General features: G+C 50.9%; 21 protein-coding genes. 3 read left to right on the forward strand and 18 right to left on the reverse strand.

All coding sequences use genetic code 11. The features are described 5' to 3' along the window. Positions 1–53: 53 nt before the first annotated feature. Positions 54–482 carry a MerR family transcriptional regulator gene (locus tag ACI48K_RS15965; protein ID WP_475028609.1) on the reverse strand — a complete coding sequence of 143 codons (429 nt, stop codon included), beginning with the start codon at positions 480–482 and terminating at the stop codon, positions 54–56. A gap of 110 nt (positions 483–592) precedes the next feature. On the opposite strand from ACI48K_RS15965, the gene ACI48K_RS15970 reads away from it, so the two are divergent. After that, the gene (locus ACI48K_RS15970; protein ID WP_475028610.1) at positions 593–1,357 is read left to right on the forward strand and encodes an SDR family NAD(P)-dependent oxidoreductase; all 765 of its coding nucleotides are present in this window, start codon (positions 593–595) and stop codon (positions 1,355–1,357) included. Here the strand turns inward: ACI48K_RS15970 and ACI48K_RS15975 are convergent. The 4 genes from ACI48K_RS15975 to ACI48K_RS15990 form a co-directional block, all read right to left on the reverse strand. Beyond that, a complete protein-coding gene (locus tag ACI48K_RS15975; protein ID WP_475028611.1) occupies positions 1,352–2,818 on the reverse strand; it encodes a 4-hydroxyphenylacetate 3-hydroxylase family protein in 1,467 nt (488 codons plus the stop codon). The two genes, ACI48K_RS15970 and ACI48K_RS15975, sit on opposite strands and share 6 nt — an antisense overlap. Before the next feature lie 475 nt (positions 2,819–3,293). Continuing rightward, entirely contained in the window at positions 3,294–4,274 is a 981-nt protein-coding gene (locus tag ACI48K_RS15980) for an aldo/keto reductase (protein ID WP_475028612.1), read from the reverse strand. Positions 4,275–4,481: 207 nt separating this feature from the next. Next, positions 4,482–5,570 (reverse strand): HAMP domain-containing sensor histidine kinase, encoded by a 1,089-nt coding sequence (locus ACI48K_RS15985; RefSeq protein ID WP_475028613.1) that lies wholly within the window; start codon positions 5,568–5,570, stop codon positions 4,482–4,484. Continuing rightward, complete coding sequence (locus ACI48K_RS15990; protein WP_475028614.1) at positions 5,567–6,241, reverse strand: response regulator transcription factor; 675 nt, start codon at positions 6,239–6,241, stop codon at positions 5,567–5,569. The genes ACI48K_RS15985 and ACI48K_RS15990 overlap by 4 nt, the downstream gene beginning before the upstream one ends. A gap of 159 nt (positions 6,242–6,400) precedes the next feature. On the opposite strand from ACI48K_RS15990, the gene ACI48K_RS15995 reads away from it, so the two are divergent. Further along, complete coding sequence (locus tag ACI48K_RS15995) at positions 6,401–8,764, forward strand: ABC transporter ATP-binding protein/permease (RefSeq protein WP_475028615.1); 2,364 nt, start codon at positions 6,401–6,403, stop codon at positions 8,762–8,764. 72 nt (positions 8,765–8,836) lie between these two features. Here ACI48K_RS15995 and ACI48K_RS16000 read toward each other — a convergent pair whose 3' ends face one another. From ACI48K_RS16000 to ACI48K_RS16060, 13 genes are all read right to left on the reverse strand, one after another. Further along, on the reverse strand, positions 8,837–10,129 hold the full coding sequence (locus ACI48K_RS16000; RefSeq protein WP_475028616.1) for an ABC transporter permease: 1,293 nt from the start codon (positions 10,127–10,129) through the stop codon (positions 8,837–8,839). Continuing rightward, positions 10,122–11,027: an ABC transporter ATP-binding protein gene (locus tag ACI48K_RS16005; protein WP_475028617.1), complete on the reverse strand. Its 906-nt coding sequence runs from the start codon at positions 11,025–11,027 to the stop codon at positions 10,122–10,124. The genes ACI48K_RS16000 and ACI48K_RS16005 overlap by 8 nt, the downstream gene beginning before the upstream one ends. Positions 11,028–11,121: 94 nt before the next feature. Further along, positions 11,122–12,018, reverse strand: a complete 897-nt coding sequence (locus tag ACI48K_RS16010) for an ATP-binding cassette domain-containing protein (RefSeq protein WP_475028618.1) — start codon at positions 12,016–12,018, stop codon at positions 11,122–11,124. Further along, positions 12,018–12,443, reverse strand: a complete 426-nt coding sequence (locus ACI48K_RS16015) for a GntR family transcriptional regulator (protein WP_475028619.1) — start codon at positions 12,441–12,443, stop codon at positions 12,018–12,020. Before ACI48K_RS16015 ends, ACI48K_RS16010 begins: the two co-directional genes overlap by 1 nt. 48 nt (positions 12,444–12,491) lie before the next feature. Continuing rightward, positions 12,492–13,217, reverse strand: a complete 726-nt coding sequence (locus ACI48K_RS16020) for a hypothetical protein (protein ID WP_475028620.1) — start codon at positions 13,215–13,217, stop codon at positions 12,492–12,494. 846 nt (positions 13,218–14,063) lie between these two features. Then, positions 14,064–14,528 carry a DUF420 domain-containing protein gene (locus ACI48K_RS16025; protein WP_475028621.1) on the reverse strand — a complete coding sequence of 155 codons (465 nt, stop codon included), beginning with the start codon at positions 14,526–14,528 and terminating at the stop codon, positions 14,064–14,066. A 316-nt stretch (positions 14,529–14,844) separates the two neighbouring features. Beyond that, positions 14,845–15,759, reverse strand: coding sequence for a cytochrome c oxidase assembly factor CtaG (ctaG, locus tag ACI48K_RS16030; protein ID WP_475028622.1), 915 nt, complete (start codon positions 15,757–15,759; stop codon positions 14,845–14,847). 146 nt (positions 15,760–15,905) lie between these two features. Further along, positions 15,906–16,226, reverse strand: coding sequence for a cytochrome C oxidase subunit IV family protein (locus ACI48K_RS16035; RefSeq protein WP_475028623.1), 321 nt, complete (start codon positions 16,224–16,226; stop codon positions 15,906–15,908). 1 nt (position 16,227) lies between these two features. After that, complete coding sequence (locus tag ACI48K_RS16040; protein ID WP_475028624.1) at positions 16,228–16,866, reverse strand: cytochrome (ubi)quinol oxidase subunit III; 639 nt, start codon at positions 16,864–16,866, stop codon at positions 16,228–16,230. After that, complete coding sequence (gene ctaD, locus ACI48K_RS16045; protein ID WP_475028689.1) at positions 16,863–18,713, reverse strand: cytochrome c oxidase subunit I; 1,851 nt, start codon at positions 18,711–18,713, stop codon at positions 16,863–16,865. Before ctaD ends, ACI48K_RS16040 begins: the two co-directional genes overlap by 4 nt. A gap of 94 nt (positions 18,714–18,807) precedes the next feature. Then, positions 18,808–19,866: a cytochrome c oxidase subunit II gene (gene coxB / locus ACI48K_RS16050; RefSeq protein ID WP_475028625.1), complete on the reverse strand. Its 1,059-nt coding sequence runs from the start codon at positions 19,864–19,866 to the stop codon at positions 18,808–18,810. A gap of 362 nt (positions 19,867–20,228) precedes the next feature. Beyond that, on the reverse strand, positions 20,229–20,978 hold the full coding sequence (map, locus tag ACI48K_RS16055; RefSeq protein ID WP_475028626.1) for a type I methionyl aminopeptidase: 750 nt from the start codon (positions 20,976–20,978) through the stop codon (positions 20,229–20,231). A 129-nt stretch (positions 20,979–21,107) separates the two neighbouring features. Beyond that, entirely contained in the window at positions 21,108–21,296 is a 189-nt protein-coding gene (locus tag ACI48K_RS16060; protein ID WP_059042463.1) for a hypothetical protein, read from the reverse strand. Between the two features lie 331 nt (positions 21,297–21,627). Between ACI48K_RS16060 and ACI48K_RS16065 the strand changes: the two genes are divergently transcribed. Further along, positions 21,628–22,806 carry an MGDG synthase family glycosyltransferase gene (locus ACI48K_RS16065; protein ID WP_475028690.1) on the forward strand — a complete coding sequence of 393 codons (1,179 nt, stop codon included), beginning with the start codon at positions 21,628–21,630 and terminating at the stop codon, positions 22,804–22,806. The last annotated feature ends 4 nt before the right edge of the window (positions 22,807–22,810 follow it).

Consider the following 22,810-nt stretch of genomic DNA (forward strand, 5'->3'; position numbering starts at 1 on the left):
CAGGAAAGATTACTTTCCTTATTAAGCCGGCCCCCTCTTCAAACCCTGGTCGTTCACTGCCCTAAAAGACGTTGGCAGCTTTTTATTGCCTCCGCTTTTTCCTTTAATTTATCCATCAATTTGTAGTTGCCGGGATCATCATAAAAGGCAATTTTATCGTCGATCAGCTCAATGTAGTTTCGCAGTTCCTCCATTTGCTTCAAAACCGAAGCGCGATGCTCCTTCAGCAATTTTTTGCGCTCCTCTCCCGAAGCTCTGCCTTCCTTGCTCAAATCGCAATACTGCTTGATTTCTTTGATTTGCATTCCCGTATCTTTGAGGCAGCAGATCAATTGGACCCAGTCCAGATCTTCCTCGTTGAATTCGCGGTTTCCCGATTTGTTCCTCGAAACATAGGGAAGCAGTCCTTCCTTATCGTAATATCGCAGAGTATACGCCGTAAGATTGAAGCGCTTTGCGACCTCATTAATGGTGTAACTCATTTATTTTGTCTCCCCCTTGACTTAGAGTTAACTCGAAGTATTACTATCACTGTAAACCACCGGATTCCGATAATCAAGTGGCAAAAAAAGATGCAGAGGAGAGATTCAAGATGAGCAATACTCGCAAAATCGCTTTAGTTACGGGCGGAAGCCGCGGTCTCGGCAAGAATTCGGCCATGGCCTTATCCCGAAAAGGAATTGATGTTATTCTTACTTATCACTCGCAGCAGGAACAAGCGGAGCAGGTGGTCCGGGAAATCGAAAATAACGGCGGCAAGGCGGCCGCGCTTCAGCTCGATGCCGGTCTCGTTTCTTCATTCGACGAATTCGCATCCCGTCTCTCCGCCGTGCTGAAGGAAAAATGGAATCGCAGCAGCTTCGATTTTCTTGTGAACAACGCGGGAACCGGCGAATACGCCTCGCTCGCAGACACTACGGAAGCGCAATTCGACAGTTTGCTGAACGTGCATTTTAAGGGAGTCTATTTTCTAACCCAAAAATTGCTGCCGCTTCTCGCCGATCAGGGTGGAATCGTTAATGTGTCCACGGGGCTGGCCCGGTTTGTGACGGAAGGCTACAGTGCTTACGCATCCATGAAAGGCGCCATTGAAATCCTGACCAAATATATGGCCAAGGAGTTCGGCCCTCGAGGGATTCGCGTCAATGCCGTCGCTCCCGGACCGATCCTCACCGATTTTGCCGGAGGCGCTATAAAGAAAAATCAGGAAATGAAAGATTATCTCGGCTCCGTTACCGCCCTGGGAAGAGTCGGCGAACCCGATGATATCGGCGGTGTCGTTGCTGCCCTTTGCACGCCGGATCTCGCTTGGGTCAACGCGCAGCGGATCGAAGCTTCGGGCGGAACGTTCCTATAACCCGTTCGGAATTCCAAGAACATCATTGATCATCGATTTATACGACTGCAGTTCGCGGCAGCCGTTGTAGATCCGGTTCACCGCGGCCTTGCCGTTGCCGAAGAAAAAACGTTCAAACTGGCTCTGTCTGCCGCCGAATGGTCCGGCGCCAAGCTCCCAGGCCAGGCGCATCAGCGCAATCCGGTCCCTGGCCGTAGAATCGATCCCCTTGAGATATATTTCGAGGGGATCTTTGATGTCCGATTGCAAATCCGCTTCGAAGGGGTTCATGATCAGATTGCTGGCACTCAGAAGCTGAATCGTACGGATCATCTCCGAATGATGATCGGGAAATTGCAGGATGGCGGCATTCAGCGGACCGCCGCCCGGAACGCAGTATCCGAAGCGGGTGTATTCGCATGTTTCTTCAGCGGCGAGGCGGAGCGCCTTGAGATTCTCAAGAACCATTACCGCTCGTGCGACCTGGCTTATTACTTCCGGATTCACTTCAACGTTTTGTTCTTCCGCCAGGGCCTGAATCAAACCTAAGTAAAATTCCGTTTTTGCGATATATCGGGAGATGATTTGATGGCCCGCATAAGGATAGAAATTCCCTTCGTTAAACAACTGTTCATCCATTTGCTCGTCCCCGAAGTAAAACACCCGCTCATGAGGCACGCAAACGCGGTCAAATATAACCATCGTATCCATCTCTTCGTAACGGCTGCTCAGCGGATGGTCAAACGGGTTATCATGGGCGCAGCTCTCGCGGCAAATAAACGTGATTCCCTCGACATCGTTCGGCACGGCAAACGCAAAGGCGGTGGGATTCCGCTCCTCCGAGAAAGCGAGAGAGGCTGAGGGGAACACTAAAATCTCCTCACTCGTCGCTCCTTGGGTCGCCATCATGAAGGCGCCGCTGACGATCAGCCCTTCCGGTCCTGCCTGAACGACCTTGGCCGCGATGGTTTCTTGGATCGAGTCGGTCATTCCCGACCATTTGCTGGCCGTCGGCTGGATAAAAGCGTGGGAAAGCGTGATGTCGTTCTCCCGGCAGTATTCGTAATAATGCTTCAGGTTTCCGGCATACTCCGAATTCGAAGCATCTTGATCAAGGATCGCCGAAGCCGTATAAAAAGCCATCAGCGTCGTGTTCATATAGTCGGGAGAACGGCCGAGAAAACCGTGATGCCGGCTCGACCAAAGCTCGGTCATCCGTCTTCTTCGCACCAGATCCTCCTTGGTCGCCGGCGGCAAAAAAGACAGCCCCACCCGGTCCCCGGTGAGCGGAGAAACGTAGCTCATCTCGTCGGTATATTTCTCGTCGCACTGCATGTCGTATAAATCGGCCTGCGTCCGGATCAGTCCGCGGAAAGCGGGATGTCCGGACAAAGGACCGGCCACACGCTCACCGTTATACCAAAGATTGATTTTTTGGCGATCGATTCGCTCAATATACTTCTTACCGTTTTTGATGGGCATGCCATTTCCCCCATATACACAAATTCGAAAACAAGCATCGGACAAATGCTTAGTCGCTTTTACAGTGTACTGAGGACCGGGAGCGCGGGTGAGTTGTCCGGGTAAATTCGGAGCACGGCGGCCGTCAAATATCTTCATCGGCAAAGGGTGAAAGATTGCAAGGTTTGCCCCGGCTAACGCTAACGAATCTGAGACACGTTATTCGAGCATGATTGCACGCCAAGAGAATCTAACGGAATCAGGATTCCTTATTTGCTCCCTTTCATCACTTTCCGGCCCCTTATTACCCAAATAAGGTTTCCGGAGTCCCTTAGAACGGTAAAAACCTCTCAATGAGTGAAATTGCGTCTCTCATATCCGTTACAGCCCTGAACGCGCGTTACTTCTACTTTCAATCAGCAAAAGCAGCCGAACTTATCGCTCGGCTGCCCATTTGCGCGCATAGATTTATTTTCAATTTTAAAATAAGCCGTTCTTACTGCGGCCCAACGACCGGATGCGGAACATAAGGCTCTTCCAAGAACGTTATCTCTTCAGGCGTTAACTTAATCGAAAGAGCGGATAACCCGTCTTCAAGATGGGACATTTTGGTGACCCCGATAATTGGAGAAGTCACGGGCGCCTTATGCAGCAGCCAGGCAAGCGCGATCTGAGCGCGAGGAACTCCGCGATTTTCCGCAACGGAAGCCACGCGCTCCACAACCAATCGGTCGGCATTTTCCATCGCGCTGTATTTCGATTTTTGAACTTGATCCGTTTCGGAGCGATGCGTTGCCTCGGCCCAGTCTCGGGTCAATCTCCCCGATGCAAGCGGACTGTATGGAATGACGCCGATTTTTTCCTCCTTGCAAAGCGGCAGCATCTCTCTCTCCTCTTCGCGATAAATGAGGTTGTAATGATTTTGCATCGATACGAATTTACTCCAACCCTGGTTCTCCGCGGTGTGATTCGCCTTTAAAAACTGCCAGGCGAACATGGCGGAAGCTCCAATATATCTGGCCTTTCCGGCCTTTACCACATCGTTCAGCGCTTCCATGGTTTCTTCGACGGGGGTGTGATAATCCCACCGATGAATTTGGTACAGATCCACATAATCCGTTCCAAGGCGTTTGAGGCTTTTGTCGATTTCGCCCATGATCGACTTTCGGGATAGTCCCGCCCCGTTCGGACCCTCGTGCATACGAAAAAAAACCTTCGTCGCGATGACGATCTCATCCCGATTTGCATAATCCTTGAGCGCCCTCCCGACGATTTCCTCGCTCGTTCCGTCAGAATACACATTTGCCGTATCAAAAAAGTTAATGCCTGCGTCAAGAGCTGCTTTAATAATTGGCCGGCTCCGCTCCTCGTCAAGCACCCAAGGATGAACCCAACGCTCAGCGACACCGAAACTCATGCAGCCCATGCAAAGACGGGACACATCCAACCCGGTATTGCCCAGCTTTACATAGTCCATTTTCCGCTCACTCTCCTCAACTAAAAGATACCTTGTAGTCTATCACTTACAGTTCACTTTAAGTCAAGTCAAACGATTCGGATGGCCTATCCGAATTCTTCATAGTTCTGCCGGGAATCAGCCAGCTAGAATAAGCCACCCAGCGCTTTGAACATGGCCCCCTCGCTTGACCAACATCGAAGTTCCTTCAATCCAATGCACTTACGATCACATCCGCCCCTCCGGCAAATAAATGATGAACCGGCTTCCTTTTCCAAGCTCGCTTTCTACTTCAATCGTTCCTTTGCAAAGTTCGACGATCCGTTTTACAATAGCCAGCCCCAGCCCGTTTCCGGCTTTGGCATGGGAAGTATCTCCTTGATAAAACTTATCGAAAATGCGGTCTTTCGTCTGCGCATCCATCCCGGGACCGTGATCTTCAATGGCAAACCGGATCTCTTCGTTCATTTGAACAAGACTAAGATTGATCCTTCCCCCGGGCTCCGCGAATTTGATGGCGTTGTCCAGAAGATTAAGCCAGATTTGCTGGGTCAAATCCTCATTCCCTCTAAAAAGCACCTTATCCAGCTCCACATTGACGTCAACCTCTTTAAAAGACCATTTCGGCTCCGTAATCACAACGGCCATCCGGATTTGCTCATCCAGCCGGTACAAGGCTTTGTCCGTAATGATTTCAATATTTTCGTACTTCGACATATTGAGAACATTGGTGGAAAGCTCGGCCAGGCGTTCGGATTCGGCAATGATGATATCCAAATATTCATGCCGTTCTTCTTCGCTCACCTTTCCTTTAAGCAGCTTGGCGAATCCGCGAATGGATACGATCGGCGTTTTGAATTCGTGGGAAAAGTTGTTGACGAAATCGCTGCGCAGCGTTTCGATGGAAGACAAATCATGCGCCATTTTATTGAAACTTTGTGAAAGCTCTTCCAGTTCGCCGATGCCTTTAATGTCGACCCGGACGTCAAAATCGCCTCCGGCAATCCTTTGCGTGGCGTCAATCACTTTGCGGATCGGATTCAGCGCCTTTTTACTGAAAAAAATGGTTAATGCCGTTCCGAGCAAAATGCACAGCACAATCAAAGAGAATAAAAAGCCGTAAGGACCTCCCTCATGTCTGCCGCCGTGCTCCTGATTGGCAAACGACAGCAAGCCCAGCTTATAGAAAACCACGACGATCGTTCCACCCAGCAAGAATGCTCCCAACATAACGGCAAAAACAAACAAAACCAGCGAGATGGTCAGGCTTAATCTTTTTTGGAATCGTTTCTGGGAGAACCGGTTTTTGGACTTCATATTTTCTTCACCGCTTTATATCCGACTCCTCGCACCGTTACAATTTCAAACTCCTGCCAGTCCCAAAACCGGTCCCTCAATCGGTTAATATGCACATTCAGCGTATGGTCGTTCGTTTCAGACTCCATTCCCCAGATTTCATCCATGAGCTGCAGCCGGGTGAAAATCATGTTGGGGTAGGATAGAAGCTTGAACAATAGATGAAATTCCTTTTGCGGCAGCGTAATCGTCTCATGCTGGCGGGACACGGTGAGCGCGTCATAATCAAGCGAAACGTCGCCAAGGTTCAGTTTGTGGTCGCTTGCGACTTGCGCCCTGCGCAGCAGGGCCTTGACGCGAAGCACCATTTCCTGCTCATCGACGGGTTTCGTCATATAATCGTCCGTACCGGCAAGGAAACCCTGCCTTTTATCTTTCGCTTCCTGCTTGGCCGTTACCATCAGAATCGGTATATTCTCCCAAGCAAGCCGGAGTTGTCTGGTCAGCTCGTACCCGTCCATGTTCGGCATCATGACATCCGCAACGACCAGGTCCACATGCTGTTTGTCCATCAGTTCAAGCGCAGCGGCGCCATCCTCCGCTTGCAGCGTTTCAAACCCGTTTTGCTTAAAAACGGCGCTCATCAGCTTTCTGGTGTTTATATCATCTTCCACGATCAATATTCTAAACATGATACATGCCTCCGCCTGGTTGAAAACAACCCCATATCGTTTTGTTTAACCTTAGTATCAACTGAATTTTAACAGAAAATCGTATTCCGGTTTGTTGATATTCGGTTGATCTTGTCCTGCTAACCTTAAGGCACACAAATAGAAATGGAGGCCATACCCGTGTTAAAGCTTAGACTAGACCATATTCAAAAAACCTATGGAAACGGAGAAAATATTACGGTTCTGAAAGGAGTATCGCTGGGATTCAGGGAAAGTGAATTCGTCTCCATTCTGGGCCAGTCCGGCTGCGGCAAAACGACCCTGCTTAATATTATCGGAGGCCTTGACCGTTATGACAGCGGAGACTTGATTATAAACGGCCAATCGACCAAAGCATTTAAAGATGCGGATTGGGATGCGTACCGCAACCGGTCCATCGGCTTTGTGTTTCAGAGCTATAATCTGATCGGGCACCAGACTATTTTGGAAAATGTTGAAATAGCCCTTACTTTATCGGGCGTCTCTCCCGCGGAAAGAAAACGCCGCGCCAAACAAGCGCTGGCCGAAGTTGGGCTTACGGACAAGCTGAAGAAAAAGCCCAACCAGCTGTCCGGCGGTCAAATGCAGCGTGTGGCCATCGCCAGAGCGCTAGTGAACGATCCCGACATCATTTTGGCGGATGAGCCCACCGGAGCTCTAGACAGTCAAACCAGCATCCAGGTCATGGATATTTTGAAAAAAATAGCAGGCACGCGCCTCGTCATCATGGTCACGCACAACGGGGAGCTGGCGGAGCGGTATTCGGACCGGATTATCCGCCTTTTGGACGGCGTCGTCCAATCGGACAGCAATCCTCCTGCATCGGACGAGGAAACGAACAGCTTCACCTCCGGGCAAACTCCTAAACCGCAAAAGTTAAAGAATACTTCCATGTCCCTTAAAACGGCTATGCAGCTTTCCTTTAAGAACCTCCTGACCAAACGGGGACGAACGATTACGACGGCTTTTGCCGGAAGCATCGGCATTATTGGCGTTGCGCTTGTGCTGGCGTTGTCGAGCGGCCTGTCTTCTTATATGGATTCCATGCAATCCGATACGATGTCCGGGTTCCCGATTACCGTCAGCACCTCGGAGCAAAGCTTTGATTTTTCAAGAGGGCCTCAGAACAATGATGCCTCATCGTATCAGGAGTTCCCTGACGGCAGCACGATTTATCGTTACGACAAAGAGCAAAATATGAAGAGACATACAAACGTCCTTACTGATGATTACCTGCAGTACATTCAGAACCTGGAGCCTGCGCTTCCGGGAGCCGTCAACAACATCACCTACCAGCGGGGCACAACTATGAATTTGCTGGCAAAAGCCGGGGATTCCGTCGTCAAGTTTGATACTTCTCCCGGAGCACCAGGCATGCAAATGCCGGGCTCGGGCAGCACCTATTGGCAGGAAATGCCCGGCAACAAGGATTTCGTTCTGTCCATGTATGACCTGATCGGCCAAGACAGCAGGCTTCCAAGCGCCAAAAACGAAGTGGCCATCGTGGTGGACGAATATAACCGCCTGGATGAAGCCTTTTTCGAAAAGATTGGCATGCCTTCAGATTCGAAATCGTACAATGCAAACGATCTGATCGGCAAAACGCTGCTTAAAGTAATCAATAACAACGACTATTATACGAACAACGGGGCATTGTTCACGGCGGCAAATCCAGGCGATTACTCAGCGCTATTTGAAAAAGACAGCAGTCTGCCGCTTACGGTGGTTGGTGTCCTTCGCGTGAAGCAGGACGTAAGCAGCTCTTATTTTTCGGAAGGGTTCGTATATACCACCGCATTAACCGATTATGTACTGGATCATGCCAAAAATTCCGAAATTGCCAAAGCCCAATCGGGCAGTGACAAGGACGTATTGACGGGCGCGCCTTTTGCGAACGATACGGCGAAACAAGCCAACTTGCTGAGTTTGGGCGCGGATACCACGCCGACGGGCATCAGTATTTATCCGGCCAACTTCGATGTCAAAGATGACATCAAGCAATACCTCGACGATTATAACCAAGGAAAATCGGAAGCGGATCAAGTCACATACACGGATATGGCCGAGACCATTTCCAAAATAACGGGGACTTTGCTTAATACGATTTCTTATGTGCTTATCGGCTTTGCCGCCATTTCTTTGATCGTCTCCACCATCATGATTGCCATCATCACGTATGTTTCGGTCATCGAGCGCACCAAGGAAATCGGCATTCTCCGCAGCGTTGGCGCGCGCAAAAAGGATATTTCCAGGGTGTTTAATGCGGAAGCCCTGATTATTGGATTTACGGCAGGCGTCATCGGTGTGGCGCTCTCTTATCTCTTGTCGATCGTGATCGACATTGTCATCGCCCGGCTCACCGACATTAGCCATATCGCTTCGCTGAGTCCGCTTCACGCCGTCATCCTGATTGCGGGCAGCATGGCCCTCACCTTGATTGCAGGCTTCTTCCCGTCGCGAATGGCGGCCAAGAAAGATCCGGTTATTGCGCTTAGAACCGAATAAAGATATTTCGTCCATAGGACATACAAAAAAGGATGAGCGGCTAAGCTCATCCTTTTTTTCTTCCTTCCACCCTTAAATCTTGTAAGCCTTCATCGCTTTGCGAAGCTCTTTGATTGATGGGCGTTTGCCATAAAGTAGGACGCCCGTGCGGTAGATCTTGGCCGACAGCCATCCGAACAGGACGATAAACACGGCCAGCACGACAAGCGACAGGATGGTTTCCCAAATCGGGGGATTGCCGACACCGATCCGGACGATCATCGAAACCGGCGAAACAAACGGAATGTAGGAGCACACCTTAAGCAGCAAGGAGTTAGGTGCATTTATGCTGAAAATCCCGATGTAGAAAGAAGCCAAAGAGAGCATCGTAATCGGCATAATCGCCTGACCCAAATCTTCCGTGCGGCTTACGAGCGAGCCGATAGCGGCAAACAGTGTCGCGTAGAGGAAATAACCCAGCACATAGAAGATCAGGCCGAACACGAGAACCTCCACATTCATTTGCGATAAATCCAGGTTCAAATCGGCGTACAACGCCTGATTGTACGGCAGCGAGAGGTTAGCCGCGACAACCGCGCCTAAAATGACAATCTGCAGCAGTCCGATAAAAAACATGCCGATGATCTTGCCGAACATTTGAGCGAGCGGCGATACGCTGGTGATGAGAATCTCCATGATGCGTGAGCTTTTCTCCGAGGTTACTTCGGCCGCGATCATGTTCCCCGTCATCATATTGGTCATGAAGAAAAGAATGATAAGCACGTATGCGAGCGCATAGTTGATAAAGAGGGCCTGGTTATTTTTATCCGAATCGTCGGCCGCCGCATTATCCGCTCCATTTTGTTCCGCTTGAACCGGCTGGATCAGGACCGGAGCATTCAGCGCCGCGATCTGCGCTTCGCTTAGCGTGCCTTTGGTGATGTACTGCGCCTTTACGTTTTGCAGCGCCGCCTGCAGGGCCGTTTGCAAGCTCACGGGCAAGCTGTCTTTTTTCGAGGTATACGTTACGGCAGGAAAATCGCCACCCTCTCCTTTTGCAAACTCCAGGTATCCGTCGATTTTGCCGGCATCCAAATCGCTGGCCAGCTGCTGCGTATCGGCCTGCTTATATTCGGTCAGCGTATAGCCGGGCGTTGTCTGCTTATCGGTATACGTTTTAAAGGATTCGGCCAGCTCGGGTTGACTGTCGTAGACAATCCCGATGGCAGCCGGACTGTCGTCGCTTCCGGAAAATTTGTCGATGAAATAAGGAACATGGAGGCCTACGGAAACCAAAATAGCGATGACCAGCGTCGTTACGACAAAAGATTTGGTTCTGACTTTATTCAGAAAAGTAAATCCGATAACCGTGCCCATTTTATTCATTCGACTCACCCACCTCTTTAATGAAAATTTGATTCAGCGTAGGTTCCAGGATCTCGAAGTGCTCCACCTGTCCATGCTCCATTGCTCTTCGCAAAATCGCCTGCGCGGCGTCCACCTTGGAAATCCGAATTCGATACCCGCGTTCCTTGCGCTCCACACGAACTACGCCGTCCAGTTGTTCAAGCCCCGGCACTTCTCCCGGCGTATAAAGAACAACTTCCTCGCGCGGGTAGCGGCTTTTGATTTCTCGCAAGCTGCCCTGAAGAACCGTCTTGGAACGGTCGAGGATCGTGATATTCCGGCAAAGCTCTTCCACATGCTCCATCCGGTGCGTCGAGAACAAAATGCTGGTTCCGGCATCGCGGAGCTCTTTTACCGTTGCTTTCAACAATTCCACGTTGACGGGGTCCAAACCGCTAAAGGCTTCGTCCAATATCACCAGCTTTGGTTTATGAACGACGGCGGCGATAAAACCCATCTTTTGCTGATTCCCTTTGGACAACTCCTCAATTTTCTTATCGTAGTATTCCGGCACTTCAAACCGGTCCAGCCAGTAGCGCAGACTTTTGTCCGCCTCGGCCGCCGACATTCCGCGCAGCTTTGCCAGATAAATGATCTGGTCGCTGATTTTCACCTTCGGATACAAGCCGCGTTCCTCGGGCAAGTAGCCCATCTGCGACTGCAGCTCTTTTCCGTACGGTTTGCCGTTGTACGAAATGGTCCCGCCATCCGGGTAGATCAGGCCCAGCACCATCCGCATCGTCGTTGTCTTGCCGGCTCCGTTGGCTCCCAGCAGGCCGTAGATTTCGCCTTCCTCCACCTGCAGCGAAATTTCGCTGACCGCGGTTTTCTCCCCAAACTGCTTCACAACTTTCTCCAAAACTAATGGATGCGCCATAACTCTACTCCCTCTTTTCCAAAAAGTAAGTAAATGCTCTTACACGATTGATACGGACGACCGCATAAGCTGTTTCAAAACGGTCTCAAGCGCCTCACATGACAGGTTTGTGTCCTTCAAGCCACAGTCCCAGAGTTTCTTCGAGATCCAAGGCTCTGCTGTTCATCACCTGCAGCCCGTTTGCGACACATTGCCGCTCGAGGCCATCGCTGTCACGAACGACGAATTTGCTGATGGAGGGGCCATCTTCGCGGCGAATCACCTCGCCTGGAACAAGCGCTGTCGAAATTCCGTCTCCTTTTACCCAGATTTCCTTCCAGCTTCCGAGAAGCATGTCTTTTTCCACCATGCCCAGTATCTGGCCGCGGGAAACCAGCGCAACAAAATCCGCCAGTCTTTTCACTTCTTCAACCACGTGCGTACAAATGACGATGGTGACATCTTCTTTATCCATGCAGCCTCTTAAATCGTCAATCATGCTTTTCCACGCAAACGGATCCAGCCCGGACGAAGGCTCGTCAAGCAGCAGCAGTTTCGGTCTGGCCGCTAACGCGGCCGCGATTTCGAATTTTCGGCGCTCCCCCTTCGACATTCGGTTCAGCCGCTCCCGCCGCGGCACCTCAAAGCGGGTCATTAATGCTTCAAAGTACTCGTCTTCCCAACTCGGATACCAGTGGGCTCGAAACCGGGCGGCCTCTTCCGCGGTCATATAATTTTCTTCCAATGCCGGAGTCTCGGGCACATACCCAATCCGCTGCCTGATTTCCGTAGGCAGCAGCCCATCCGAAGCTATGCCGTACCACTCGATGTTTCCTTCGTCCGGCACCAGTCCCTGCATCATAAACTGAAGGATGGTGCTTTTACCCGAACCGTTAGGACCGACCAGAGCCACAATGTACCCTTCCGGGATCTTCAGATCAATCGGACCGATATCTTTTCTTCGTCTTCGCTTTCTTACTCCGGCCAGCTCCACCGCCAGCTTCTGTTCCATCAGCTCCGCTCTCCCTTCCCCGTTTCCTTATCTTCAGGTCCACGATACTTTTGCCGCAGTATTTGCAAAAACAGCTCCTTCAGCTCCTCCTCGCCGTATTGGACCGATTTTCCTTTGTCCACGGCTTCTTCAACCGCAGTCTGTACAACCGCTCTCCGGTAGTTATCCCGCTCGCCCGCTTCGACTTTGGCTACAAAGGTGCCGGTCCCTTGTCTCGTTCGCAGCAGCCCTTCGTTCTCCAAATCCTGATATACCCGGCGCACGGTGATCACACTGCAGTTCAGGCTTCCGGCAAATTCCCGGATGGAGGGCAGCAGCGTTCCCTCTGCCACTTGTCCGCTTACGATCAGGGATCTAAGCTGCGTTTCTATTTGATGATAAAGCGGTTCCGCACTGTTTTCATTGATTTGAATGGGAATCCACACCTTTCCATGCTCACCTCCGGTCTTACGGTGTTCAACCCGCTCATTTTCCTACGACAAATCCCTTTTGGCCAGCTTGCGTTCCGTAATCGCTGCGGACAATATCAAGAGAACGGCTCCTGCGGCCAATGATCCCCACATCACCGGTGACAACAAAGAGTAGCTCTTGGCCATCTTCACCGTATATGTCAGCAAATTGCCGTGACTCCAGCTGACGATGAAAGTCAACATACCTGCGCCAAGCATCGAAGCAACCGTGATCCAGAAATAGGTTCTTCCTTTTTTTAATAATTCATAATAGATGTACACCGCGTTAACCATCAGTGAAAAACCGCTCCAGGTTAAGACGAAAGCGATAAACTGCGCAAAATTCAGCTCGTGCCTGAACGAACCCGTAATAAGATACACGCCGGCGTAAAAGATCACCCCATTAAAAATCATAGCCGTTCCGAGCTGGATCAGCCGGCTTCGCATGATTGTGGAAACCGGAATGGGAAGTGTCCGATAGTAGCGCAGCATCAATGTGTACAAATCTTCTTTGATATAATTAAAGGATCGGCGCGAGAAATAAAAACCGGTCAAAGGCATTGTCAGCAGCAGCAAAAAATCGGCCGTCGGGTTCGTGACAACCTTTACCTCGCTCGTCACTCTCGTCATGTACATCATGCTTACCATGCCGGCCGTATACACCATGAAAAGGACGTTCCAGATCAGATATACACGATCCAGGCGCAGGTCTTTCATAAAAATGATCCATGCATCTTTCCACCTGTTCAACCCAATCAACCTTTCTTCGCCTCTTCTCGTTCTCTCAGGCTTACTTCCTAAGTAAGCTAAAATCGTTTAAACACTGTGTATACTGTTTATATCTTTATACACAGTATATACGGCAGCGATTTTGTCGTCAACCCTAATTTTGTAAAAAGGCACTGCAAGTGTGGTCTGATCCGATGACCTTTTATATTGGCTGGAGCGTTCTCACATGGTTGAGTTCATGTTCGCTGTAACTGCAAGGCGCCCCGACGGGAACACAACCTCCCCCGGCCATGCGGTACGAATCCCGACACTAACTAAACAGTCACTCGCCAATACTGCGGGATATGACGTAGTATTCCGACAAGTCGGGTAGCGGGAGGCCGGATATTCAGCCTCTCACCTGAGCTATTGCGGAATCTGGTGCAGGATTTGACAGAACGGAGCGGGAGGTCGGATATTTAGTTTGTCACCTAAGCAAATGTTGTATAAAATGCAATATTTAGAGCCGTATCGGGGCTTAAAGTGTATTTTGTTGTATAAAGTGCAAAATTTTCTGGGCATATCGGCAAAAAGTAGCGACTACAGGCCAAATTGCTGCATAAAGTACAACATTTGTACCTCATTGCTTGTTCCCTGCCGCAAATTGTTGCATGAAATACAACATTCCTGACTCGAGCCGTGCAACCTCCGCAATTTTCAAAGTGCCGCCCCCTATTATGGCTTAATCCTGCCGATTGAGGACCCGCTTAAACAACTCACTCCAAACTAAAAAAACCCTGGCCACCGCCAACCGTGTACCCACAGTTGCCAATAGCCAAAGGCTTTTTAGATGCATTCTTAATTCATATTATAGCTCGTTTGTTCCGCTTAAAATCCCAAAATAACGTCCCATACCGGTTTCGTATGTCCGCCCGGGTACATCAGGTAAAGCAGTACATAAACCGCTACGCCCGTGATCGCCGTAAAAAACCAGATGACCGAAGTCACCCGTCCCCACTTCCGGTGCTTGGCATACTTCTCTTTAAACCCAAGGAATAGCGTCGTCAAACCAAACACCGCCGCCACTGTGGCAAGCACGATGTGAAAAACGAGGAACGTCTGATAGTAACCCTTCAGATTATCGGGCCCGCCCCAGGAGGTGTTTCCGACGAATGCCGTCCGCGAAATGTATATCAGAAAAAAGAGCACCGCCGCCACTGCCGCGGCAATCATCGTTTTCTTGTGCGCTTCCCGTCTGCCCTTGATGATCAGTCCCCAACCGATCGCCACCAGCACCGCGCTAATAACGATAAACGCCGTGCTCAGCGTCGGGAACAATGTAAAAATATCCATTCCTAATCCTCCTAAAAGTTTTGTGAGCGTTGCTGCGTTGAATTACTTCGAACAAAACTAGCTTCGTAAGCCCATGCTTAGTTTTGTGAGCGTTGCTGCGTTGAATTACTTCGAACAAAACTAGCTTCGTAAGCCCATGCTTAGTTTTGTGAGCGTTGTTGCGTTGAATTACTTCGAACAAAACTGGCTTCGTAAGCCCATGCTTAGTTTTGTGAGCGTTGCTGCCTTGAATTAATTCGAGCAAAACTCGCTTCGTAAGCATGCTTAGTTTCGTGCAAGTTTGGCCATTAATGCCGCCCTTTATCTTCCGCTAGGTTTACGGCCCGTTCCCGACCGCCTTGATCTCCTCGCCGCTCTCGCCGCCATCCCGGTTCTCTTGCTTGTACCATTGGAAAAACACGTACGCGAGCATCGAAGCAAAAATAAATTCCTGGATGAACTTCATCAAAATGCCGCCCACCTGCTGATCGACCGTCGGCTGCAAATAGCCGAAAAATTGCGGCCCTCCGAATTTAAGGAGCAGTGCCGAAGGATCGCCGGACACGCAGTATCCCATCGCTTTGGCCCATGCGGACGGATCGCTGTAGGTGGCATATAAAGGTTTACCCGCAAAAATAATCAACCCGCACGCTGGGGTAAGCAGCACCATATTGAGAAAAATAAAGCCGATTTTTCGAAGTCCCTGCAGCCCCGCCTTCTCCGGCAGCGGATTGACGAGCGTCCACCACATCAAGCCCGAAGCCAGAAACAGAGCCAAATAGTACGCCCGATGCACGCTAAAATGCAGCATGACATAGTCATGAACTGCCGGGATATGATAAAAGGAAAATAATCCGTTAAAAACGACCGCAGCCGCTACCGGTCTCGCCAAAAAACGAAAATGGCGCAGCGGACCGCCGCCAAGCCATGAAACGATTTTACGCCAGACCCATGGCGGCAAGCCCAGCATCAGCAGCGGCGGAGCGATGAGATACGACAAGGCCATACTCAGCATGTGAAAGCTGAACATCATGTGGCCGAGCAGCTCGAAAGGCCCTCCTTGTGCCGCATATAAGCATAACATCCCCAACACGAACAGCGCTTTTTTGCCTGCAGAGACGCTTTCTCCAGAGGCAAACCTCTCCGCGACCGGCCCGATAAGCACGAAATACCCCGCCGTCGCCAGCAACAGGCATGCCAGAAAAACCGGGCTCCAAACATCTTTAAAATTAAAGTATTCTAATCCAAGCACGGCAAAACCTCCCTTCGCCGCCACCAATTCTGTCTAAATTGTGAACACTCCCCTAAATGCAAGCAGAAACGGCGCTCATCCCGTAATGGAACGATACCCGTTTCTGAAATGTATCCGCTATGCAGCTGTTAACCCCCAAATTTTGTTTACCACCATACCCAATATAATGCCGCGACAACGGCCGTACCGGCCACGAAAAATCCGCCGGCCATGAATACGATCGGGATCAAATGGCCTTTGTCCTTCATGTGCATCCAGTAAGCCAATTGCACAAGGACCTGCAGAACCGCCATCACCAGCAGCAGAATGACCGTAAATGCCGTGTTCACTCCACCGGCGGCCACCGCCGCAAATGCGATCAGGGTCAGCGCTATGGAGAAGATAAAAGCAACGACATGCTTTTGCGGACCTTCCTGCCGATGGCGGCGTTTAACCGCCGAATCGCCGGCAGATTCCCGATTCGTCATCTTATCCTACCACCTTTCCAAGGAGGTAAACGACCGTAAAGATAAATACCCACACCACATCGATAAAATGCCAGTAAATGGCCGCCACATACACTTTCGGCGCCGTAACGACCGTTAAGCCCTTATAAAACAATTGTCCGATCAGCAGGGAAATCCAGAGAATCCCGAACAAAACGTGTGCCCCGTGGAATCCGACCAAAGTATAAAACGCCGAGCTGAATGCGCTCGTTGTCATGCCGTAATTTTCATGATTGATGTATTCGGCAAACTCGTAAATCTCAAGAACCAGAAACGCTAGGCCCAGCAATACCGTGACCGCTAGCCAAATCGATAAGGATTTCCTGTTCGCGCGGTGCATCGCCTGAATCGCGAATACGCTCGTTAAGCTGCTGACGAGCAGGATGAGCGTCGCGGCCGCGGTCATCGGAAGATTAAACAACTCGCTGGCTGAAGGGCCGTCGGCTATTTGATTGCGCAGTGCCAGGAAAGTGGCGAACAACGTGCCAAACAACACTGACTCCCCGCCGAGAAACAGCCAGAAGCCAAGGACTTTGTTGCGGCCTTCCAGCGTTGCCTTTTCCGGTTCGTGCGGCAGCGTGCCTGCGGTCTGCGCTCCGGCTGCATGTTGCGGCGTCGTCATGCTCCGACCTCCTTCCCAGTCAGTTCCTCCGGATCGATGTGCCAGCCATGATCGTCATACAGCGAACGGATCAGCATCGATCCCAGCGTAACGGCCAAACCGAGTCCTACGATAATGTAATTGTTAAAAAGGAAATTCAAAAACCCGCTGCCGAAATCATCGTTTGTGAACATAAAGCCAAGCCCGGCAATAAACAGCCCTACCGACATCACAAACGGAAGGATCGTCGGAGACGGCATATGTATCGGCCCGATTGGTTCGGCCGGGGACATTTCAGTGTGGCCGGCCACTTTTTCCTTCCAGAAAGCGTCAATGCCGCGCACAAGCGGGATTTGCTCAAAGTTGTATTCCGGAGGCGGCGAAGCGATGGACCACTCCAGCGTTCGGCCATCCTCCCAAGCGTCGCTTGCCGCGTCGGCAGGCTTTCTCGCCGTAATGCCGATGTTCACCAAAAATACGATAACGCCAACTCCCATCAGGAACGCTCCAACCGTGCTGACCAAATTCAGCGTGTCAAATCCCTGGTTCGGGAGATAAGTAAAGACGCGGCGCTGCATTCCGATAAGCCCGAGGAAATGCTGTACGAAAAAAGTCAGATGAAAGCCGATAATAAAAGTCCAAAATTCCCATTTTCCAAGTCTTTCGTTCAGCATGCGTCCGAACATTTTCGGCCACCAGTAGTGAAGACCGGCAAACAGGCCCAGCACCAAACCGCCGACGATGACATAGTGGAAATGTGCAACGACGAAATAAGTATCATGATACTGATAATCCGCTGCCGCCGAAGCCAGCATCACCCCGGTCACTCCGCCCATGACAAACGTCGGGATAAAGCCTGCGGCGAACAGGTTTGCCGTCGTGAAGCGGATTTGTCCGCCCCACATTGTGAACAGCCAGTTGAATATTTTGATCCCCGTCGGAACGGCAATCAGCATCGTCGAGATGGAGAACAGCGCGTTGGCCACGGGCCCCATCCCCGTCGTAAACATATGGTGCGCCCATACCATGAAGCCAAGGAAGGCGATCAGGATCGTTGCGAACACCATCGAGCTGTAACCGAACAGGCGTTTACGGGAGAAGGTGCTGATAACCTCGGAAATGACGCCGAAGGCCGGCAGAATCAGAATATATACCTCGGGGTGGCCGAAAATCCAGAAAATGTGCTGCCACAATACCGGATTTCCGCCTTTGCCCACTTCGAAAAAGTTGGCTCCCAAAATCCGGTCGAAGGTGAGCAGCACAAGCCCAACCGTAATCGCCGGAAACGCGAACAAAATGATCGCCGACGTTACGAATGACGTCCAAGTGAACATCGGCATGCGCATGAATGACATGCCCGGCGCCCGCATCGTAATGATCGTGGCCAGGAAATTAATCCCCCCGATCAGCGTGCCAAGCCCGGCGATCTGCAGGCCGAGCGTATAAAAGTCCACCCCATGCGTAAGGCTGTACGTCGAGGTTGAGAGCGGCGTATACGAGGTCCATCCGGCATCCGGAGCTCCCCCCAGCATCCAGCTGAGGTTCAGCAGCAGCCCGCCGAACAGAAAGGTCCAGAACCCCAAAGCGTTCAGGAAGGGGAACGCCACGTCCCGCGCTCCGATTTGCAGCGGAATCACCGCGTTCATGAGGGCGAAAATCACCGGCATAACCCCGAGGAAAATCATTGTCGTGCCGTGCATCGTGATTAATTCGTTAAACTGCTGGGCCGAAACGAAATCATTCATCGGCTTAGCCAATTGAATCCGGATCAACAGTGCTTCAATCCCGCCGATTCCGAAGAAAAAACCGCCCGCCACCAAGTACAAAACGGCGATTTTCTTATGGTCGACCGTCGTTAACCAATCCATCAACCCTTTGTGCCTCTTGACACTGTGAGCATGAGCCAAGGCTTGTAACCCCCTTTAAATTCCTTATACACGCATGCCGACAAGGCGCCAAAGATCAATACGACAATTTGCTGCCCGCCAAATAATCGGCAATGGCGTCGATTTGCTCATCCGTAAGCCCCAAATCCTGTTTTGGGGACGGCATTTTGTTGCCCGGCTTCACCGCTTGCGGATCACTGAGCCATTCGATCAGATTGTCTTTGACGGGTTTGCCGTCCACCGGTTTTTCCGCGCCTTCCGCATTATGCAAAATGCTGGCTACCGTCTCGCGGCTGCCGATCCCCGTCAAGTTCGGTCCTAAAGCCCCTCCCTGGTCGCCCACGGCATGGCATGTGAGGCACTGGCTTTTGAACACTTCGGCAACCTGCGGGTCCGCGATTGTCTGAACCGGTGCCTTCATGGACTGAACCCATTGATCGAAGGATTCCTGGCTGACCGCCTTTACTTTAAACTCCATAAAAGCGTGGGAAGGACCGCAAAGCTCCGCGCATTTCCCGAGATATACGCCTTCCTTGGACGCTTCCAGCCAGGCGTTGTTCACGGTTCCGTCCGTATTCGTATCCGTTTTTCCCGCCAGGGACGGTACCCAGAAGGAATGAAGAACATCGGCCGTTTTTAATTGAAGCGCTATCTTTTTGCCCTTAGGGATAACCAGGTCTTGAGCCGTCGTGATTCCGTAGTCCGGATAACTGAACTCCCACCAGAACAAATGCGACGTCACCTTGACCTTGATCGCGTCCTTATCGGCGGAATGATCCTCCCCGAAAGCGAATACCTTCTGCACGGTCGCAACAGCCAAAATGAGTACGAGAACAAGCGGAATTGCCGTCCAGAGGACCTCAAGCTTAAAGTTTCCTTCCACCTGCTCGGGAATATCGGTCTGCCCCGGTCTGCGCCGGAACCGGATCCAGACGAAAGCCGCAATGCCAAACACGATCAGCATGACGACAATCATAATCGTGATCGACAGCTTGATTAATCCAAGCTGCCCTTCCGCTACGGGCCCCTGAGGTCTTAATACAGACAAGTCCTCGCGGCCGCATGCCGAGAGCAGGAGCGAAAGGCCGATAAATAAAGGAACCAGACGCTTTACAGTCTTCCACGGTTTTATCATTGATCTCCCCCACTTTACGTTTTCTCCCGGTCTTACAAGTTCATTTCCAGTTTAGCGTGCAAAAGAAATAACCATTTATCACAAAATATGTACTATTGTCAATTACAATAATCACCTATTAAATATATGATCGAACCCCTTTTTTGTCAATGAGGATAGGTCGATTTACAATTTATCAAAAAACAAAAAAATCGCTCCACCTAAGCATTTGTCAACGTTTTCACATTTTGGGCTTGAGCGTTTCAAGAGATGATCGTCCTCTTCCGCATTTGATTTTTAAGCACTCTTCGAGCCATCTCTACATTTGACATTTCTCCAAACTTTTCTGTCCGAATGCAAAAAAAAGAGAGCAGCGCTCTCTTTTAGTTTGTTAATATGACCGGTCCATCTTCCATAATTGCCAATGTATGTTCATAATGCGCTCCAAGGCTGCCGTCGGCCGACCGGATCGTCCAGCCGTCATCGTCCCACAAAACCGCCCCTGTATCTCCCCCGGTGAAGATCGGCTCGATCGTGATCACCATCCCGGGCTTAAGCAAAAGGCCGCTGTTCGGACGGCCAAAATTCGGCACATCCGGCGGCTCGTGCATATGGCGGCCGATTCCATGGCCGATGAGCGGCTTGACAATGCCGACTTTGGCCTCGTGAGCCGTCCGCTGAACGGCATAGCCGATGTCCCCGATCTTTTTCCCCGGAACCGCCTGAGCGATCCCCGCATGCAGAGCTTTTTCCGTCGTTCGCAGCAGCATCTCCGCTTCGGAGCCTACTTCCCCGATCCGGTAGGACCATCCCGAATCCGCCAGCCAGCCGTTTTTGTTCACGACGATATCGATCGTAACGATATCCCCGTTTTGCAGCTTGCCGTCCGTCGGAAATCCATGGCATACCACATCATTGATCGAAGCGCATGTGGCATACGGAAAGCCGCGGTATCCTTTTTGCTCGGGACTGGCCCCCTTTCCGGCCAAAAACGACTCCACAAAGCCGTCGATTTCCCTTGTCGTGATCCCGGGGCCGATAAGTTTGGCGATCTCGCGGTGGCACTCGGCAAGAATGCTGCCGGCCTCGCGGATTCGGGCAATCTCTTCTTTCGTTTTCAAGGTAACTTTCACGCCCGTTCTCTCCTCTCGGTGTTTTTTTACATACTGCACAATAACCGATGATATAATTGATTTAATATATGTAAGAACAAATGAAAAAAAACGTCCCGGGCGCAATTCGCGCCGGAACGGTCGTTGTAATTAGGATACCGACGAATCCAGTTTCCCCAGTTCATGTTCTACAAGATGGGTTAATTCTTCTTCGTATCCGCCCATTATGCGGTATTTTCGGACATATTCCTTAACGAATTTCTTAGGATCTTTCGGTTTGAAAATTCGGGTCATTTCCCGCAAACTTTCTTTAACTTCATCATGACCTTTCGTTGCCATACAAATTCCCTCCCAGAACGCTAAGGTTAATGCTCCGATTACGAGAACGCCGAAAAAGCTTAAGCAGAATCATGAGGCAGTATAAATCTTATGTTTGGAAAAAGACCTCCTATCCTCCATATTGTAACATATTCAGCTTCACGTTACAGCTTTCTTCCAAACATCCAATATTAACCGGGCGTTGGCGGGGCAACATATTGGTTAAATATAGTTTGGCGGCTTAGGAATTGCCCGGTAATGTATTTTATATGATATAGGGAGGACTTGCATGAATCTTCAGGCGATGAGCCCCGAGGGGAACGGACTCCACTTGAACAGGAGAGATGAGCTTATGATATCGAAGTCGCCGAAAATCATGATTCTGTACGCCAGCTACGGAGACGGTCATTACCAGGCCTCCAAAGCGATTGAATCCTGCTTTCACAGTAAGGGAATTTCCGACGTGATTTTGTTCGATCTAATGGCCAAAGCCCATCCGCTGCTCAACGAGTTGACGAAATTCGTATATTTGAGCAGTTTCAAGGCGCTGCCATCGGTATATGGCTGGGTATACAATTTGACCAAAGAAATGCAACCTGAAGCTTCGCTGCTGGGAGCGATCAATTCGATCGGCATGGGCAAGCTGCAGCAAATCATCGCCAAAGCCCAGCCGGATCTGGTCATTCACACGTTCCCCCAACTCGCCCTGCCAAGGCTGCTCAAGAAAACCGGCAAAACGCTTCCGCTCGTCAACGTCGTCACCGATTTTGATCTGCACGGCCGCTGGATTCATCCCGGCGTCGACCGCTATTATGTAGCGACCGAAGACATGAAGCGTGAAATGGCGGAACGCGGCATTCCCGGCGAACGCGTCAAAGTAAGCGGAATTCCGCTGAAGTCCGATTTCAGCGGTGCGGTAAGCTCGGCCGGCAGCGGGGAGTGGCAGAGCCGTTTGGATCCCCGCAAAAAGACGGTTTTGCTCATGGCAGGCGCTTATGGCGTCATGCAAGGGATCCGCGATGTCTGCGTTAAGCTGACGGCTACCGGGCGATATCAAATTTTAGCCGTTTGCGGCCGCAATAAAGAGTTGTATCGCGGTCTCAAAGAGCATTTCGGGTCCAATCCGGACTTCCATGTATTCGGTTACGTGAGCGAGGTCGCGCAAATGATGCAGGCCAGCGATTGCATTATTACGAAACCGGGCGGAATTACCCTGTCGGAGTCGCTCGCCTGCCGTCTCCCGATGTTTATCTACCGGCCGGTGCCCGGGCAAGAGCTCAACAATGCGCTTTATTTGCAGAGCAAAGGCATCGCCAGCATCGCCTACAGCGCCAAATCGCTGACCCGGCAGATCGAGTCCTTGTTCGAGGACCATCCGCGGCTGGCCGATTTGCGGCAGGAAATTGAAAACCTCCGCAAGCCGGACGCCGCGGAGGTTATTGTGGATGATATTCTGGAACGCTGGTTCCTTCCGGCTTCGCCTTCCAATCTGGTTCTTACGGCGGAGGGCTCGTCATATATTGGATATTGAACAT

It is taken from the genome of Paenibacillus terrisolis (assembly GCF_056171975.1).

Bases quoted from the DNA above. Each gene is read 5' to 3' on its own strand.
- ACI48K_RS15990 (WP_475028614.1), bottom strand. From the start codon at position 6,241: ATGTTTAGAATATTGATCGTGGAAGATGATATAAACACCAGAAAGCTG.
- ACI48K_RS15980 (WP_475028612.1), bottom strand. From the start codon at position 4,274: ATGGACTATGTAAAGCTGGGCAATACCGGGTTGGATGTGTCCCGTCTT.
- ACI48K_RS15975 (WP_475028611.1), bottom strand. From the start codon at position 2,818: ATGCCCATCAAAAACGGTAAGAAGTATATTGAGCGAATCGATCGCCAA.
- ACI48K_RS15985 (WP_475028613.1), bottom strand. From the start codon at position 5,570: ATGAAGTCCAAAAACCGGTTCTCCCAGAAACGATTCCAAAAAAGATTA.
- ACI48K_RS15970 (WP_475028610.1), top strand. From the start codon at position 593: ATGAGCAATACTCGCAAAATCGCTTTAGTTACGGGCGGAAGCCGCGGT.
- ACI48K_RS16005 (WP_475028617.1), bottom strand. From the start codon at position 11,027: ATGGCGCATCCATTAGTTTTGGAGAAAGTTGTGAAGCAGTTTGGGGAG.
- coxB (WP_475028625.1), bottom strand. From the start codon at position 19,866: ATGATAAAACCGTGGAAGACTGTAAAGCGTCTGGTTCCTTTATTTATC.
- ACI48K_RS15965 (WP_475028609.1), bottom strand. From the start codon at position 482: ATGAGTTACACCATTAATGAGGTCGCAAAGCGCTTCAATCTTACGGCG.
- ctaD (WP_475028689.1), bottom strand. From the start codon at position 18,713: ATGGATTGGTTAACGACGGTCGACCATAAGAAAATCGCCGTTTTGTAC.
- ACI48K_RS16040 (WP_475028624.1), bottom strand. From the start codon at position 16,866: ATGACGACGCCGCAACATGCAGCCGGAGCGCAGACCGCAGGCACGCTG.
- ACI48K_RS16065 (WP_475028690.1), top strand. From the start codon at position 21,628: ATGATATCGAAGTCGCCGAAAATCATGATTCTGTACGCCAGCTACGGA.
- ACI48K_RS16025 (WP_475028621.1), bottom strand. From the start codon at position 14,528: ATGGATATTTTTACATTGTTCCCGACGCTGAGCACGGCGTTTATCGTT.
- ACI48K_RS16000 (WP_475028616.1), bottom strand. From the start codon at position 10,129: ATGAATAAAATGGGCACGGTTATCGGATTTACTTTTCTGAATAAAGTC.
- ACI48K_RS16035 (WP_475028623.1), bottom strand. From the start codon at position 16,226: ATGACGAATCGGGAATCTGCCGGCGATTCGGCGGTTAAACGCCGCCAT.
- ACI48K_RS16060 (WP_059042463.1), bottom strand. From the start codon at position 21,296: ATGGCAACGAAAGGTCATGATGAAGTTAAAGAAAGTTTGCGGGAAATG.
- ACI48K_RS16010 (WP_475028618.1), bottom strand. From the start codon at position 12,018: ATGGAACAGAAGCTGGCGGTGGAGCTGGCCGGAGTAAGAAAGCGAAGA.